The organism is Enterobacter sp. EC_64, from assembly GCF_019584165.1.
Classification (GTDB): Bacteria; Pseudomonadota; Gammaproteobacteria; order Enterobacterales; family Enterobacteriaceae; genus Enterobacter; species Enterobacter roggenkampii.
Map to the genome: position 1 here is coordinate 58,576 of NZ_VDAS01000010.1, position 16,645 is coordinate 75,220.

Consider the following 16,645-nt stretch of genomic DNA (forward strand, 5'->3'; position numbering starts at 1 on the left):
CATGGAGTTTAACACGGAACCTGCAAGGAGAGAACCGGGCGGATCGTCCGCCCGGTTATAGGATCAGTGTGACGCTTTTTCGTTTTCGTCAGCGTCCAGTACCACCTCTTCCGGACGGATCACGGAGATCAGCTTGAAAATCAGGCTCAGGCCCACGCCGACGATGGTTGCCAGCGCCATGCCTTTCAGCTCGGCCGCGCCGATGTGCACCTTCGCGCCGCTCACGCCGATAATCAGGATCACCGACGTCAGGATCAGATTCTGCGCCTTGCTGTAATCCACTTTAGATTCAATCAGCACGCGAATACCGGAGGCACCAATTACCCCGTACAGCAGCAGAGACACGCCGCCCATCACCGGAACCGGGATGATCTGAATTGCTGCCGCCAGCTTGCCGACGCAGGAGAGCAGAATGGCAATGATCGCCGCGCCGCCGATAACCCAGGTGCTGTAAACGCGGGTAATCGCCATCACGCCGATGTTTTCACCGTAGGTGGTGTTTGGGGTAGACCCAAAGAAACCGGAGATGATGGTGGAGAAACCGTTCGCAAACATGGAGCGGTGCAGGCCCGGATCGCGGATTAAATCGCGCTTAACGATGTTCGCCGTTACCACCAGGTGGCCGACGTGCTCCGCAATCACAACCAGTGCCGCAGGCAGAATGGTGAAGATCGCAAACCATTCGAAGCGCGGCGTGTAGAAGGTTGGCAGCGCGAACCAGTGCGCCTCGGCAATCGGGGTGGTATCCACCACGCCCATCACGAAGGAGAGCGCATAGCCTGCCAGCACGCCGATCAGGATCGGGATAATCGCCATGAAACCGCGGAACAGCACGGAGCCAAACACCGTTACGCCCAGCGTTACCAGCGAGATGATAATGGTTTTGGAATCCGGTGACTGGCCGTCAGCAGGCAGCAGGCCGGCCATATTCGCCGCCACGCCCGCCAGTTCGAGACCGATGACGGCCACGATGGCGCCCATCGCCGCTGGTGGGAACATCACGTCCAGCCAGCCGGTACCGGCTTTCTTCACGATGAAGGAGACCAGGCAGAACAGCACGCCACACATGATAAAGCCGCCCAGCGCGACCTCATAACCCAGCGGCAGCAACAATAACACCGGAGAGATAAAGGCAAAGCTCGACCCGAGATACGCCGGGATTTTGCCTTTACAGATAAAAAGGTACAGCAGCGTACCGATGCCGTTGAACAGCAGCACGGTAGCCGGGTTAATGTGGAACAGGATTGGCACCAGCACGGTTGCGCCAAACATGGCGAACAGGTGCTGCAAACTAAGCGGGATAGTCTGTAAAAGCGGCGGTCTTTCACTCACCCCGATAGCACGGCGCGTCATAGTGTTTTCCTCTGAGTAGTATCGTTGTTGGTGTTTTATTCAAAAAAAAGCCGACTATCAAAGTCGGCTTATTTATCGTTATTCGATTATTTCGTACCAAAGATCTTATCGCCGGCATCGCCGAGCCCCGGGATGATGTACCCGTGCTCGTTCAGGCCCTGGTCGATAGAGGCGGTATACAGCTCAACGTCCGGGTGCGCTTTTTCCAGCGCCGCGATCCCTTCCGGTGCCGCAACCAGCACCAGCACTTTAATGCTGCTGCAGCCCGCTTTTTTCAGCAGGTCGATAGTGGCAATCATTGAACCGCCGGTTGCCAGCATCGGGTCAACCACCAGCGCCATACGCTCGTCGATGTTGGACACCAGCTTCTGGAAATAAGGAACTGGCTCGAGGGTTTCTTCGTTACGGTAGATCCCCACCACGCTGATGCGCGCGCTTGGCACGTGCTCCAGCACGCCTTCCATCATGCCGAGACCGGCACGCAGGATAGGCACGACGGTAATTTTCTTACCTTTGATCTGCTCAACCTGTACCGGACCGTTCCAGCCTTCGATGGTGACTTTTTCCGTTTCCAGATCAGAGGTCGCTTCGTAGGTCAGCAGGCTGCCGACTTCAGAGGCCAGTTCGCGAAAACGCTTCGTGCTGATGTCATGCTCACGCATCAGGCCCAACTTGTGTTTAACGAGTGGGTGTTTCACTTCCACAATCTTCATTCTCTTTCTCCTCTGAATGGCATCCGCAAAAAAATCGCGGGATTATACCGCTTTTTTCGGATTAGGCCATACCCATGTTGCTTGATGTACATCAATCAAAAACAAAAAAGCCAGAGGCTGGGCTCCGGCTTGGGTGCGGGGTTCTGCCGGGTGGCGCTAACGCTTACCCGGCCTACACATCCCGTAGGCCCGGTAAGCGCAGCGCCACCGGGCAATTATAGCTGCTCCCCGTTGCTCGCGATCACCTGCTTATACCAGTCGAACGACTTCTTCTTGCTGCGGTTCAACGTGCCGTTTCCTTCATTGTCTTTATCGACAAAGATAAAGCCGTAGCGTTTTTTCATTTCACCGGTACCGGCAGACACCAGGTCGATACAGCCCCACGGGGTATAGCCCATCAGGTCTACGCCATCTTCCACCACCGCTTTTTTCATCTCGCGGATGTGGGCGGCCAGGTAGTCAATGCGGTACTGGTCGTTCACCGTGCCGTCGCTCTCCTGCACGTCGATTGCGCCAAAGCCGTTCTCAACGATAAACAGCGGCAGCTGGTAGTGATCCCAGAACCAGTTGAGGGAGTAGCGCAGCCCCACCGGGTCAATCTGCCAGCCCCAGTCGGATTTCTGCACGTACGGGTTGGAGACCAGGCTCTTGCTTTCGTCATAGTCCAGCTGCGGGTTGTCCGCCGTCGCCTTGGTGGCGAAGGACATATAATAGCTAAACCCGATGTAATCCACGCAGCCCTGTGTCAGCGCGGCTTTATCTTCTTCGGTGATATCCAGCGTGAAGCCGCGACGTTCGAAGTAGTTGAGCAGATGCTGCGGGTACTTGCCGCGCACGTGCACATCGGTGAACCAGTAGCGGCGGTGCATGGCGTTCATCGCCATCATCATGTCGTCCGGCGCGCAGGTCAGCGGGTAGATTGGGCACATGGCAATCATGCAGCCGATCTGCAGGGACGGGTTAATCTCGCGCCCCGCCTTCACCGCTAGCGCGCTGGCCACCAGCTCATAGTGTGCGGCCTGGAACATCACCGGCTCACGGTCTTCGCCCGGCGCGTACTTCAGCCCGGAGTTGGTGAACGGCGCAAAGTCTTCATGGAAGTTGGCCTGGTTGTTGATCTCGTTAAAGGTCATCCAGTACTTCACTTTATGCTGATAGCGCTGGAAAACCACTTTTGCAAAACGAACGAAAAAGTCGATCAGCTTACGGTTGCGCCAGCCGCCGTATTCGGTGACCAGGTGGAAAGGCATCTCGAAGTGAGAGAGGGTAATAACCGGTTCGATGCCGTACTTCAGGCACTCGTCGAACAGGTCGTCATAGAATTTCAGGCCAGCCTCGTTCGGCTCAAGCTCGTCCCCTCTCGGGAAAATGCGCGTCCAGGCGATAGAGGTACGAAAGCATTTGAACCCCATCTCGGCAAAGAGTTTGATGTCTTCTTTATAGCGGTGGTAGAAATCGATGGCGTCATGGTTAGGGTAATTTTTCCCCGGCAGCACGCCGTTGGTGATTTCACGCGGCACGCCGTGCGCGCCTGCAGTCATGACGTCGGCTACGCTTACGCCTTTACCCCCTTCTTTCCAGCCACCTTCCAGCTGGTGCGCCGCAACCGCACCGCCCCACAGAAAATCTGCTTTAAATCCTGACATTCGCTTTCCCTCATTCTGCGTTATTTTCTGCAAAAACAATTACAGAAACCGGTTTCAGTTGAATGATGTGCAAAGCCGTTTCGGGTTGCAAGGAGAATACCGAAACCGGTTTCATTTTCGTGAACAGACGCAAGTTTGGGCGCACTGGCAGGCTGCACGTAAAAAAAGATCCTCTCGCCGAGAATAGGCTCGCAAACGTTTGCCTGGACTGTTAGAATTGCGCCGATTTTTCTTACTAGCTATGCAATCGCGTGGGGATTTAAGCCGTGACCAACAAAACTTCTCTCAGCTACAAAGATGCCGGTGTTGATATTGACGCAGGTAATGCGCTGGTTGACCGAATCAAAGGTGTGGTGAAAAAAACCCGCCGCCCGGAAGTGATGGGTGGTCTGGGTGGATTCGGCGCACTGTGCGCGCTGCCGCAAAAATATCGTGAACCTGTTCTGGTCTCGGGAACTGACGGTGTAGGCACCAAACTGCGCCTGGCGATGGATTTAAAACGTCACGACACGATCGGTATCGATCTGGTCGCGATGTGCGTGAATGACCTGGTGGTTCAGGGCGCAGAGCCGCTGTTCTTCCTCGATTACTACGCGACCGGCAAACTGGACGTGGATACCGCTGCAAGCGTCATTAATGGTATCGCCGAAGGGTGCCTGCAGTCTGGCTGTGCGCTGGTCGGCGGTGAAACCGCGGAAATGCCGGGCATGTATCACGGCGAAGATTATGACGTCGCAGGCTTCTGCGTCGGCGTAGTAGAAAAATCAGAAATTATTGACGGCAGCAAAGTGGCGGATGGCGATGTGCTGATCGCGCTGGCCTCCAGTGGCCCGCACTCCAACGGCTACTCCCTGGTGCGTAAAATCCTCGAGGTGAGCGGTTGCGACCCAGAGACGACCGAGCTTGAAGGGAAACCGCTGGCTGACCATCTGCTGGCCCCAACCCGCATCTACGTGAAGAACGTGCTGGAACTGATCGAGAACGTCGACGTGCACGCCATTGCCCACCTGACCGGTGGTGGCTTCTGGGAAAACATCCCGCGCGTGCTGCCGGACAACACCCAGGCGGTGATCGACGAGTCCTCATGGCAGTGGCCAGCGGTCTTTAACTGGCTGCAGACCGCAGGCAACGTGAGCTCTCACGAAATGTACCGCACCTTTAACTGCGGCGTGGGCATGGTTATCGCCCTGCCGGCAAGCGAAGCGGATAAAGCGGTCAAGCTGCTGACCGAAAAAGGTGAAAACGCGTGGAAAATCGGTACGATTAAAGCCTCCGATTCCGAACAGCGTGTGGTCATTGAATGAAAAACATCGTGGTGCTCATTTCCGGCAACGGAAGTAATTTGCAGGCCATCATAGACGCCTGCAAGCAGAAGAAAATCAACGGCACCATTCGGGCAGTATTCAGCAACAAGGCCGACGCGTTCGGCCTTGAGCGCGCGCGGGAAGCGAACATACCCGCGCACGCGCTGGAAGCCAGCCAGTTCGCCGGGCGTGAAGCCTTTGACCGCGAGCTGGTTCAGGAGATTGATGCCTACGCGCCGGACGTCGTGGTGCTGGCGGGCTATATGCGCATTCTGAGCCCGGCCTTTGTCGCGCACTACGCCGGACGTTTGCTGAATATTCACCCTTCTCTTCTGCCGAAATATCCCGGCCTGCACACCCATCGTCAGGTTCTGGAAAACGGCGATGAGGAGCACGGCACCTCCGTGCATTTCGTGACCGACGAGCTGGATGGCGGTCCGGTGATCCTGCAGGCCAAAGTCCCGGTCTTTGAAGGCGACAGCGAAGAAGACGTGACCGAACGCGTGCAGACCCAGGAGCATGCCATTTACCCACTGGTGGTAAGCTGGTTTGTCGACGGGCGTCTTGAAATGCGCGACGGCGTAGCCTGGCTGGATGGCGTGAAGTTACCCCCGCAGGGTCATGCTGCCGAAGAGTAGTCTGTTTGAATTGCCCGGCGGCGCTTCGCTTGCACGGGCCTACGGTCTCGTAGGTCGTGGGAAGCGAAGCGCCACCCGCCCCCTCTCCCCCAACCTTCTAAATTCCCCAACAAAAAAAATAACTGTCATACTTTTCTGGCACTGTTGGACATATCGTGGAAATGCTCGCCATAATAAGGACGAGACGGATTTACCACGTCCTGTGATTGAACTGGAGTGTGAGCTGTAATGGGTCAGGAAAAGTTATATATCGAGAAAGAGCTAAGCTGGTTAGCATTTAACGAACGTGTACTCCAGGAAGCGGCTGACAAAAGTAACCCGCTGATCGAACGCATGCGTTTTTTGGGCATCTATTCCAACAACCTGGATGAGTTCTACAAGGTTCGCTTTGCCGAGCTGAAAAGACGGATCATCATCAGCGAAGAACAGGGCTTAAACTCTCACTCGCGGCATCTGCTGGGCAAAATCCAGTCCCGCGTGTTGAAAGCCGATCAGGAATTTGACGGCCTGTATAACGAACTGCTGCTGGAGATGGCACGCAATCAAATCTTCCTGATTAACGAACGTCAGCTTTCCGTTAACCAACAAAACTGGCTGCGCCACTATTTTAAACAGTACCTGCGCCAGCACATTACCCCGATTCTCATCAACCGCGAAACCGATCTGGTGCAGTTCCTGAAAGATGACTACACCTATCTGGCCGTAGAAATTATTCGCGGTGAATCCATTCGCTACGCGCTGCTGGAGATCCCGTCCGACAAGGTCCCGCGCTTCGTGAACCTGCCGCCGGAAACCCCGCGCAGACGCAAGCCGATGATCCTGCTGGACAACATCCTGCGCTACTGTCTCGACGACATTTTCAAAGGCTTCTTCGATTACGATGCGTTAAACGCCTACTCGATGAAGATGACCCGTGACGCCGAATATGACCTGGTGCACGAGATGGAGGCCAGCCTGATGGAGCTGATGTCCTCCAGCCTGAAACAACGCCTGACGGCCGAGCCGGTGCGCTTTGTTTATCAGCGCGATATGCCGGACGCCATGGTAGAAATGCTGCGCGAGAAGCTGACCATTTCGCGCTATGACTCCATCGTGCCGGGCGGCCGTTACCACAACTTTAAAGACTTTATTGGCTTCCCGAACGTCGGCAAGGCCAATCTGGTGAACAAGCCGCTGCCGCGCCTGCGCCATCTGTGGTTTGATAAATTCCGCAACGGGTTCGACGCCATTCGCGAGCGCGATGTTCTGCTCTACTATCCGTATCACACGTTTGAACACGTGCTGGAGCTGCTGCGTCAGGCCTCGTTCGACCCGAGCGTGCTGGCGATCAAAATCAACATCTACCGCGTGGCAAAAGATTCCCGCATCATCGATGCGATGATCCACGCCGCGCACAACGGCAAAAAAGTGACCGTGGTGGTTGAGCTGCAGGCCCGCTTCGACGAAGAGGCGAACATTCACTGGGCGCGCCGTCTGACGGAAGCGGGCGTGCACGTGATCTTCTCCGCGCCGGGTCTGAAAATTCACGCCAAGCTGTTCCTGATCTCCCGTAAAGAGGGCGACGACGTGGTGCGCTATGCCCACATCGGTACCGGGAACTTTAACGAGAAAACGGCGCGAATTTATACCGACTACTCGCTGCTGACCGCCGATGCGCGCATCACCAACGAGGTACGCCGGGTCTTTAACTTCATTGAGAATCCGTACCGCCCTGTCAGCTTCGACTATCTGCTGGTCTCGCCGCAGAACTCGCGCCGTCTGCTGTACGATATGATTGATAAAGAGATTGCCAATGCCCAGAAAGGGCTGTCGTCCGGCATCACCCTGAAGCTTAACAATCTGGTCGACAAAGGACTGGTGGACAGGCTGTACGCCGCGTCCAGTTCTGGCGTACCGGTTAACCTGCTGATCCGCGGCATGTGCTCGCTGATCCCGGAACTGGAAGGCATCAGCGATAATATTCGGGTGATCAGCATTGTTGACCGTTACCTGGAACACGATCGGGTCTATATTTTCGATAATGCAGGCGACAAACAGGTCTATCTCTCTTCGGCAGACTGGATGACGCGCAATATTGACTACCGAATTGAAGTCGCAACCCCGCTGCTGGATCCACGTCTGAAACAGCGTATTCTCGACATTATCGAGATCCTGTTCAGCGATACGGTGAAGGCGCGCTATATCGACAAAGAACTCAGTAACCGCTATGTACCGCGCGGCAACCGCCGTAAAGTGCGGTCGCAACTGGCGATTTACGACTATATCAAATCACTCGAGCAACCCGATTAACCTATGCCGATAAATGATAAGACCCCACGCCCGCAGGAATTCGCCGCGGTCGATCTTGGCTCTAACAGTTTCCACATGGTCATCGCCCGTGAGGTGGATGGCGCGCTGCAGATCATCGGTCGTCTGAAGCAGCGCGTACACCTGGCGGATGGCCTTGATGAACGCAGCATGCTCAGCGAAGAGGCGATGGAGCGCGGGTTAAACTGCCTGTCGCTGTTTGCTGAACGCCTGCAGGGCTTCTCGCCCTCCAGCGTATGCATCGTGGGCACCCACACCCTGCGCCAGGCGCTGAACGCGCCAGAGTTTCTCAAGCGGGCCGAAAAGGTGATCCCCTACCCGATTGAGATCATCTCCGGTAACGAGGAAGCGCGTCTGATTTTCATGGGCGTCGAGCACACCCAGCCGGAAAAAGGGCGCAAGCTGGTGATCGACATCGGCGGCGGTTCTACGGAGCTGGTGATCGGCGAAGACTTTGAGCCTCGCCTGGTGGAAAGCCGCCGTATGGGCTGCGTCAGCTTCGCGCAGATGTATTTCCCGGGCGGCACCATCACCCGCGAGAACTTCCAGCGTGCGCGTATGGCGGCAGTCCAGAAGCTGGAAAACCTGGCCTGGCAGTACCGTATTCAGGGCTGGAACGTGGCGCTGGGCGCGTCGGGCACCATCAAGGCGGCGCATGAAGTGCTGCTGGCAATGGGTGAAAAAGATGGGTTCATCACGCCCGAACGCCTGACGCTGCTGACCGACGAAGTGCTGAAGCATAAAAGTTTTGACGCCTTAAGCCTGCCGGGGCTTTCCGACGAGCGTAAGGCGGTCTTCGTGCCGGGGCTGGCCATCCTTTGCGGCGTGTTTGATGCCCTCGCCATTAAAGAGCTGCGCCTTTCCGACGGCGCGCTGCGCGAAGGCGTGCTGTATGAAATGGAAGGCCGTTTCCGTCATCAGGATATTCGCAGCCGCACCGCGCAAAGCCTGGCTAACCAGTACAACATCGACCGCGAGCAGGCGAAGCGCGTGCTGGACACCACGGTGCATATGTACGAGCAGTGGGAAGAGCAGAATCCGAAGCTCGCGCACCCGCAGCTTGCCGCGCTGTTAAAATGGGCCGCGATGCTCCATGAGGTGGGGCTGAACATCAACCATAGCGGGATGCACCGCCATTCGGCCTATATTCTGCAAAACAGCGATCTGCCTGGCTTCAACCAGGAGCAGCAAACCATGATGGCGACCCTGGTGCGGTATCACCGCAAAGCCATCAAGCTCGACGACCTGCCGCGCTTCACGCTGTTCAAGAAAAAGCAGTTCCTGCCGCTCATTCAGCTGCTGCGTCTTGGCGTGCTACTTAATAACCAGCGTCAGGCGACCACCACGCCGCCCACGCTGAAGCTTAAAACCGACGACCATCACTGGACGCTGAGCTTCCCGCACGACTGGTTCAGCCAGAATGCGCTGGTCCTGCTGGACCTGGAAAAAGAGCAACAGTACTGGGAAGCGGTCACCGGCTGGCTGCTCAAAATTGAAGAAGAGAGCGCTGACGTCGCCGCGTAACGGTTCAGGCGTCCGCGCAGGACGCCTCTGTTTCCAGCAGTGATTCCAGCGGTGCTGGCCTGCCAATCAGATAGCCCTGCACATAATCGATGCCTAGCGCGTGAACCGCGCTACGTATCTCCTCGGTCTCGACATACTCTGCCACCACCAGCATCTTCTTCATGCGCGCCAGATGGCAGATAGACGCCACGATCTGATAATCCAGGCTGTTGTTGACGATATTGCGGATAAAGCTGCCGTCGATCTTGAGAATGTCGGCATCCACGCTTTTCAGCCGCGCATAGCTTGCATAGCCGGTCCCGAAATCATCAATCGCAATGCGTACCCCCATTTTCTGCAACTGCTGGAGGATGTGTAGCGCCTGCTCCCCGCTGCCGAAGGTGCTGCACTCCGTCACCTCAAAAATCAGCTGCCACGGCTCAATGGCGTATTTCGCCAGCAGGCGACTCACCTCAAGCGGGAACGGCACCCGGCATACGGTTGAGGGGGCCAGATTAATGGCAAAACGCTGGCCGGGCAGGCTCTCGCGATGCGCGGCCAGGAAGCGCAGCGTATGCTCAAGCACCCACAGGTCCACCCGGGAGGACAAACCAAACTCCTGCGCGACAGGCAGGAACTGGTCGGGAGAGATCAATAGCCCGTTTATATCCGGCATCCGCAGCAGGACTTCGTGATAGCGATCGCCACGCAGGCCGCGAACGGGTTGAACCAGCAGGGTGAATTCGTCGTTATCGAGCGCCTTTTGCAGGCGGCTCATCATCGCGACTTTATCCTTCAGGCTGCGCTGCAAATGGACGGCACCACGCTGCTGAAGATTTTCCGGATGGTTTGAGGAGAGTGACAGATCGGCCACCACCCCCAGCTCACCCAGCACCAGATAAAGATGGTTAACCGGGGACCGGACATAGCAGTAGCTTACGCCCACCTGCGGCTGCAGCGGCATGCCGTCCCAGACAAAGCGGAACTGCTTGATATGCTCGTCCAGGGTTTCAATTCGCTGCTGGTGCGATTCCGCGTTGAGCCGCACCGCCATGTCATACCCGGTGAGGTGATACACCTGCTCGTTGGGCTGGAGGGTACCGTTTACCCACTGCGCCAGCTGCTGTTTGTACAAAATACGCAGCAGCACGCCGTAATTTCGGCCCAGAATTTCCAGCTCCGGAATGCGCAGCAGGCAGAGCGCCGACCACGGATTCTTCGCCAGATCGCGCGACAGCGCCCGCAGGTTAGGCATATGGACGACCGGGTCGAGCAGCGCCAGCCTGCGGGAGCGTTTATTCACGGTGCGCTGGCGAGTCGCCAGCATCGACATATAAATCACCACAAACGAGAAGACCAGGTAACTGGACGAGGTGATCGCCAGCTGAATGTCATACCCCTGGTTCAGCGGGATATAGTGATAATAGTAGTGAATAGACACCAGCAGCACCGGCGTCCAGATCAGCGATATCAGCTTATAGCCAAAACGCATCGCGCCCCAGAGCATCACCGGCATCAGCAGCGACAGGGTATAGTTTGTGGTGAATATGGAGCTGTTTTCATTCATCGGGAGCAGCAGCAGCGTAAGCAGCCCGCCTAGCGCAATCGCCCACAGCACAAACTCAGCGACCGTCACCTTTTTGTCTATCTGGGCACGGATCTGCGAGAAAAGACTTTTGATATAGCGCGGATGACGAATCAGGCGGATCAGCAGATAGCTCAGCGGCACGCCCGTCAGCCCGCTGACCAGCAGCGCCTGGTAGTTGATGAGCGTACGAATGTTAAGAGGGTTCAACCCCGCAAGGCTCTGGCGGCTCTCATACACGCCCAGATACACGGCAAACTGAAACAGCACCAGAAACAGCGTCGCGGGGCAGAAGGCCTGCCAGAAGATGCGCTGCGCCATCAAGCGGATGTCGCCGTACGCCGTCATATTGCGTCTGGGCGCAAACACCCGGTAGCCGCCCCAGCTGAGCACTAAAGGGACGATAAAATGGAGCACACCGGCAACCGTTTCAAACATCCCGACCGACGGGTAATAGCGGATAAACAGGGATAATACGATCCCGGGCAGCGCTTCCAGGCCAAAGAACATCATCAGCGAAAGCAAAAATGAGAGCGGTAAATAATAGAGTGCCACAATGCCGTCGCCCAGCTGCGTAAACGTATTCGCGACGCTCAGCGCGGGAAGTAAAACCACAGGTAAAATAAGCGGCAATGCCCACCAGCGGTTTGCATTGTTTTTCAGGAAAGCGAGAATAGTCATAGATGCCCGGTTAAACCCCTATCGCTCCAGAGGGAAATAAAGACAGGCATCCAACCTGACGTACGCGCCGCCCGGCAGCATGTCGGGCGAACAGTGTGGAGGAAGGATTTTAAATATCAGGGCCGGGAATCCGTTGACATAAATCAAACTACTTTACGCAAATAACATTTTGTGGCGTTTTTTCGACATCTTTTTCTTCATATTATCAATATGGTAAATGCGTTGATTAATTTCAATAACATTAATTAATGTAAACATTGACGGTTATTTACACATCACAGAATTGACCCCATCTTCCCGCTGTGCCTTAATATCCTTATCGCCCGGAAGGGTTTATCCAGGAAAAACAGAGTGAGTCAGGTCACGCGTATGCGCAAACGACATCGATTTAACACCCGAATGACCCGCATCATACTGCTCATCAGCTTCCTGTTTTTCTTTGGCCGCTTCGTTTACTCTTCGATTGGCGCCTGGTACCACCATCAGGATAAAACCCAGTCGCAGCAATCCAGCCTGACCGTCGACACCGCTGACCGCTAACCCGCCGAAGGATGTTGCACGAGCCGAATAAGGGCCGCGATCCCTTTGCTGAGGATTTTATCCTGCCGCATGACCACCGCCAGCTGCCGCTGCAGCATGGGCTTCAGCGACATCACGCATAGCCCTTCGCGATCGACCTCCTGTTCCACCGCCATGCGCGGCACGATGCTGTAGCCCAGCCCTGCGCGAACCATCCGTTTGATCGCCTCGATGCTGCCAAGCTGCATCACCGGCGCGATCGCTAAACCCTGGGCGGCAAACCAGCCGTCGATCAGCGCCCGGGTCCCACTGCCTGATTCAAAGGCTATCAGCGGATGAACGTGCAGCGCGGCTGGGGTGAAGTCCCTGAATGCAGCCTGCTGTTCCCTTGAAGCGATAAAGACAAACTCTTCGTCCATCACCGGCATCACGTCCAACGCTCTGCCACTCACCGGCAGCGTGACCAGCCCCATATCGAGACGGTTCTCTTCGATAGCTCTGACGATGTCGAGGGTGTTGCCCGTCGTCACCCCCACGCTCAGGAGCGGATAGTCGCGGCGTAGCTCCTCCAGCAGCGGCGGCAGAAGATGGATGCAGGCCGTTGCCCCCGTGCCAAGCGTAATGGTGCCGCTTACGTCGTGGCTAAACGCATTCACGGCCCGGATGGCGTCATCCACCACCTGCTGAATACGCTCCCCGTGCGCCAGCAAGGTTTCTCCGGCAGCCGTCGCCTTAATCCCTCGTCCGGTACGCTCCACCAGCCGCGTTTGCAGAAACTGCTCCAGCTGGCGTATTTGCAAGCTGACGGCGGGCTGGGAGAGACCCAGCACGTCCGCTGCCGCTGAAAAACTGCCGCGCTGGATCACCAGACGGAAGGTGGCGAGATAGCCCAGATTAAGCGTCGTCATTCAAAGTTTCTCTTATACCGCGCATAAGGTTGCGGCCCTGCCAGCACAATACCGCGCCCGTTATGCTCTGGACAACTGCATAGCGGAATGAACACTCATGGAAACACCTGCCCTGCCACACCGCCTCGCCCTTACGGCCGGGTGCAATCAGCTCATCAACTGGGGGATCTCGTTTTATATGCCCGGCACCTTTGCGCTGGCCATTTCAGCCGACCGGGGATGGTCATCACCGCAGATTTACCTCGGCCTGACGCTGGCGATGCTGGTGATGGCGGTAGTATCCCCTTTTGTCGCCCGCCTGCTGGCACGCTTTGGCGGTCAAAAGGTGGTGATGGGCGGAACGCTGCTGATCGCCGCAAGCTGCGCCTGTATGGCGTATACCCGGACGCTTTATGGCTGGTACGGCGCCTGGCTGGTCACGGGCGTGGGAATGCGCCTGTCGCTGTACGATGCGCTTTTCGCCGCGCTGGTCAACCTCTACGGACAACAGGCGCGAAGAACAATCTCGCGCGTCACGCTGGCGGGCGGGCTGGCCTCTGTCGTCTTCTGGCCGCTGGGCGATGCGCTGCTTCACGTGATGTGCTGGCAGGACGCATTACGCATTTATGCCCTGCTTGGCCTGCTGAGCGCGTTGCTGATCCGCACGCTTCCCCGACAGCGGCTGACGGTGACGACGAAAATCGCCGCACCGCCGCTGAACAACGAGCGCCGAAACGGCTGGCTTTATGCCGCCTTCATTGCCCTCATCACCTTTGTCTCTAACGGCACCTCCACCCATCTGCCGGAGTTTATTGCCCACTACGGCCTGCCGGTCGCTATCGGCATGCTGTGGGGAATCGGCCAGACGGGCGCGCGCTCGCTGGAGGTGCTGGCGGGGGCTCGCTTAACGCCCTTCACGTTAACGCTTTTTACCGCTCTCGCCATGCCGCTCTGTTTTCTTGTTGGGTTGAGCAGCGCCCTGTTTGTCTGGTGTGCGGCCGGTTTTGTGCTGGGCTATGGGGCCATCAACGGGCTGGTTACCCTTGTCAAAGCCACCCTGCCGCTGGAACTGTTTAGCGCGGAAAGCTATGCCCGCCGCACGGGCTTACTGCTTATCCCCGGTCAGCTTATGGCCGCAGCCTCACCGTATGCCTATGCGTGGCTAAATAAAACGCTGGGGATCGCGGGTGCAATGGGGGTATCGACGGGCCTGACGCTGCTGATTGCCGGGCTGGCGATAGCCATTGTGCGCCGTCCCGGGAGGCAAACTGTATCGCACTGTATCCCGCGGGCCACGGTGACAAACGGGTACAAAACGCCCCCTCCGGCAAATATCTCCGATACATAAAAATGGTTTTCTTTCCCTGTCGCCATTGAGAACTGATGAGGAGAGAGAGCAATGATTCGTCGCTACGTAATTTTCCCCCTGCTTGTCCTGACATCCGTCGCAGGTGCCCAGGCTACTCCCCTGGACAATCTGAGCGCCGCGGACGTTAACGGCCCCGCCGCCGTTGCCCCGCTGGCGCAGCCGCAGCCGCCTGCAAAACTGATCGTCGATCCGCCGCTTGCCGGGCCGCTGAGCAAAGGCGCGGTGTTTATCCAGTACCGCGCCGAAAACCTTCGCATCGAGCCGGTATTCGGGCCCGACGCGCTCAAGGTCACCCCGCGCATCGGGCACATTCACGTGGTGGTGGATGATGCGCCGTGGCACTGGGCTGACACCAGCGGAGAGCCGGTGATCCTGGTGGGGCTGCCCGCCGGTAAACACAAGGTGACGATAATTCTGGCCGACCCGACGCACAAGCCGCTCGACCACAAAACCGTTGAATTCACCGTCCCGCCCCACGCGGCGGTCCACCATTTTTAAGGAGTCTGAAGATGAAAGCACTGTCTGTAGTCACGGCAGGCCTGCTGGCGCTTTCCGCCAGCGCCTTTGCGCAGAGTAAAACCAGCGTCGTGCTGGTCCACGGCGCGTTTGCCGACGGCAGCAGCTGGAATAAGGTCATTACCCTGTTGCAGAAACAGCACGCAGAGGTCATTGCCGTCCAGCTGCCGCTCACGTCGCTAAAAGATGACGTTGCCGCCACAAAGCGGGCCATCGCCCGCGCGCGGGGTGACGTAGTGCTGGTGGGTCACTCCTGGGGCGGCACCGTGATTAGCGAAGCGGGCAACGATGCGCGGGTAAAATCGCTGGTGTATGTGGCGGCTTTCGCGCCGGACTCCGGCCAGTCGACGGCGGACCTGGCAGGAAGCTACCCTGCACCGCCGGGCAGCGCGGGCATTGCCAAAACGGCGGACGGCTATTTATACCTGCCGACGGAAGCCGTCAGGCAGGACTTCGCGCCGGACGTGAAGCCAGCCATTCAAGATACGATTGCAGCCACGCAGGGGCCAATTAAGGCCGAGGCGTTTGGTGAAAAGGTCGCCCACGCGGCGTGGCATGACAAACCGAGCTGGTATGTGGTGAGTCAGAATGACCGGATGATTAACCCGGCGCTTGAACGCGCGATGGCGAAGACGATCCACGCTAAAACCACCGAGGTGGCGGCGAGCCACGTGTCGATGGTGAGCCAGCCGCAGATCGTTGCCCGGACGATTGAGCAGGCGATTGAAGCAAAGTAATTTTTTGCGAATTGTAGGCCGGGTAAGCGCAGCGCCACCCGGCAAAAAACAGCCTCAGCGCCCGCCATCCGCGGGATAATCCCGATTAATCCACGCGTGGTCCTCTTCCCAGGTGAACATCCATTTGCGCACCGGCCCGGCCATCACGTTGAGATAATAGCTGTCATATCCGGCCATCGTCGCCACCGGATGGTAGCCCTTCGGCACCATGACCACGTCACGGTTGTAGACCGCCATGCACTCATCCAGCGCTCTGTCGTCGGTGTAAACCCGCTGCATGCAGAACCCCTGCTCCGGATTGAGGCGATGGTAGTAGGTCTCCTCCAGGTAAGTCTCCCGGGGCGGGTTATCCGTGTCGTGCTTGTGGCTCGGGTACGAGCTGGTACAGCCCTCGTTGGTCCAGACCTCCACCACCAGCAGGCTGTCGGCGGGCTTATCTTCCGGCAGAATGTTGTGCACGTAGCGCTGGTTGTGGCCCTTGCCGCGCGCCTCAGCGTCGATATCCTGCGGCGCAATCAGCCGCGTCGGATACGTGCCCTTGCCGGGGGCGGCGCAGACCGCCAGCTCGAGCCTCGTCAGCGCCTTCACCTGCACCGTCTCCTGCGGGGTAACGTACACCGCCCACGGCTTGATGCGCTCGAACGGGCTCATCCGCTCGCCGATGTCGTTAAACTGCACGGAAGGCGTGCTGATGGAGGCGCGCCCGGCGACCAGCACCAGGCAACGCTCTTCGCTGACGGCGGGCAGCGTCAGCTGCTGCCCCTCCTGCAGCTCATACGCCTCAAAGCCGACGTATCCCCACCCTGCGCGTTCCGGCGTGACGGACTGGGTCCGCCCCTCCGCGTTCGGCTGTTGCCAGCGTGATAACAGACGTGACATGTCACCTC

General features: G+C 57.5%; 14 protein-coding genes. 8 read left to right on the plus strand and 6 right to left on the minus strand.

All coding sequences use genetic code 11. The features are described 5' to 3' along the window. Positions 1–63: 63 nt before the first annotated feature. The 3 genes from uraA to FHC52_RS10235 all read right to left on the minus strand — a co-directional run bounded on the left by uraA (position 64) and on the right by FHC52_RS10235 (position 3,712). On the minus strand, positions 64–1,353 hold the full coding sequence (uraA, locus tag FHC52_RS10225; protein ID WP_032675304.1) for a uracil permease: 1,290 nt from the start codon (positions 1,351–1,353) through the stop codon (positions 64–66). An 86-nt stretch (positions 1,354–1,439) separates the two neighbouring features. Beyond that, on the minus strand, positions 1,440–2,066 hold the full coding sequence (upp, locus tag FHC52_RS10230; protein ID WP_008501641.1) for a uracil phosphoribosyltransferase: 627 nt from the start codon (positions 2,064–2,066) through the stop codon (positions 1,440–1,442). Between the two features lie 215 nt (positions 2,067–2,281). Continuing rightward, positions 2,282–3,712 (minus strand): 6-phospho-beta-glucosidase, encoded by a 1,431-nt coding sequence (locus tag FHC52_RS10235; RefSeq protein WP_126289283.1) that lies wholly within the window; start codon positions 3,710–3,712, stop codon positions 2,282–2,284. 266 nt (positions 3,713–3,978) lie between these two features. Here FHC52_RS10235 and purM point away from each other — a divergent pair, with 266 nt between their 5' ends. The 4 genes from purM (at position 3,979) to ppx (ending at position 9,485) form a co-directional block, all read left to right on the plus strand. Then, on the plus strand, positions 3,979–5,016 hold the full coding sequence (gene purM, locus FHC52_RS10240) for a phosphoribosylformylglycinamidine cyclo-ligase (protein WP_063622239.1): 1,038 nt from the start codon (positions 3,979–3,981) through the stop codon (positions 5,014–5,016). After that, positions 5,013–5,654, plus strand: a complete 642-nt coding sequence (gene purN, locus FHC52_RS10245) for a phosphoribosylglycinamide formyltransferase (RefSeq protein ID WP_063622240.1) — start codon at positions 5,013–5,015, stop codon at positions 5,652–5,654. The genes purM and purN overlap by 4 nt, the downstream gene beginning before the upstream one ends. Positions 5,655–5,882: 228 nt before the next feature. Continuing rightward, positions 5,883–7,943 carry a polyphosphate kinase 1 gene (ppk1, locus tag FHC52_RS10250; RefSeq protein ID WP_008501645.1) on the plus strand — a complete coding sequence of 687 codons (2,061 nt, stop codon included), beginning with the start codon at positions 5,883–5,885 and terminating at the stop codon, positions 7,941–7,943. 3 nt (positions 7,944–7,946) lie between these two features. Then, positions 7,947–9,485: an exopolyphosphatase gene (gene ppx, locus FHC52_RS10255; RefSeq protein ID WP_126289285.1), complete on the plus strand. Its 1,539-nt coding sequence runs from the start codon at positions 7,947–7,949 to the stop codon at positions 9,483–9,485. A gap of 4 nt (positions 9,486–9,489) precedes the next feature. Here ppx and FHC52_RS10260 read toward each other — a convergent pair whose 3' ends face one another. Then, positions 9,490–11,730, minus strand: a complete 2,241-nt coding sequence (locus FHC52_RS10260; RefSeq protein ID WP_126289287.1) for an EAL domain-containing protein — start codon at positions 11,728–11,730, stop codon at positions 9,490–9,492. Between the two features lie 351 nt (positions 11,731–12,081). Between FHC52_RS10260 and FHC52_RS10265 the strand changes: the two genes are divergently transcribed. Then, complete coding sequence (locus tag FHC52_RS10265) at positions 12,082–12,270, plus strand: YfgG family protein (protein WP_021241815.1); 189 nt, start codon at positions 12,082–12,084, stop codon at positions 12,268–12,270. On the opposite strand, the gene FHC52_RS10270 is transcribed toward FHC52_RS10265, so the two are convergent. Further along, the gene (locus FHC52_RS10270) at positions 12,267–13,157 is read right to left on the minus strand and encodes a LysR family transcriptional regulator (protein ID WP_063622242.1); all 891 of its coding nucleotides are present in this window, start codon (positions 13,155–13,157) and stop codon (positions 12,267–12,269) included. The genes FHC52_RS10265 and FHC52_RS10270 overlap by 4 nt on opposite strands. Positions 13,158–13,254: 97 nt before the next feature. On the opposite strand from FHC52_RS10270, the gene FHC52_RS10275 reads away from it, so the two are divergent. Genes FHC52_RS10275 through FHC52_RS10285 form a run of 3 tightly spaced genes read left to right on the plus strand, consistent with a single transcriptional unit; the run spans position 13,255 to position 15,758 of the window. Continuing rightward, positions 13,255–14,484, plus strand: a complete 1,230-nt coding sequence (locus FHC52_RS10275) for an MFS transporter (RefSeq protein WP_032675310.1) — start codon at positions 13,255–13,257, stop codon at positions 14,482–14,484. 51 nt (positions 14,485–14,535) lie between these two features. Next, entirely contained in the window at positions 14,536–15,003 is a 468-nt protein-coding gene (locus FHC52_RS10280) for a DUF6130 family protein (protein ID WP_032675311.1), read from the plus strand. 11 nt (positions 15,004–15,014) lie between these two features. Then, positions 15,015–15,758 carry an alpha/beta fold hydrolase gene (locus FHC52_RS10285; RefSeq protein ID WP_126289289.1) on the plus strand — a complete coding sequence of 248 codons (744 nt, stop codon included), beginning with the start codon at positions 15,015–15,017 and terminating at the stop codon, positions 15,756–15,758. A gap of 54 nt (positions 15,759–15,812) precedes the next feature. Here FHC52_RS10285 and iolB read toward each other — a convergent pair whose 3' ends face one another. Continuing rightward, positions 15,813–16,637: a 5-deoxy-glucuronate isomerase gene (gene iolB, locus FHC52_RS10290; protein ID WP_126289291.1), complete on the minus strand. Its 825-nt coding sequence runs from the start codon at positions 16,635–16,637 to the stop codon at positions 15,813–15,815. Positions 16,638–16,645: the final 8 nt, after the last annotated feature.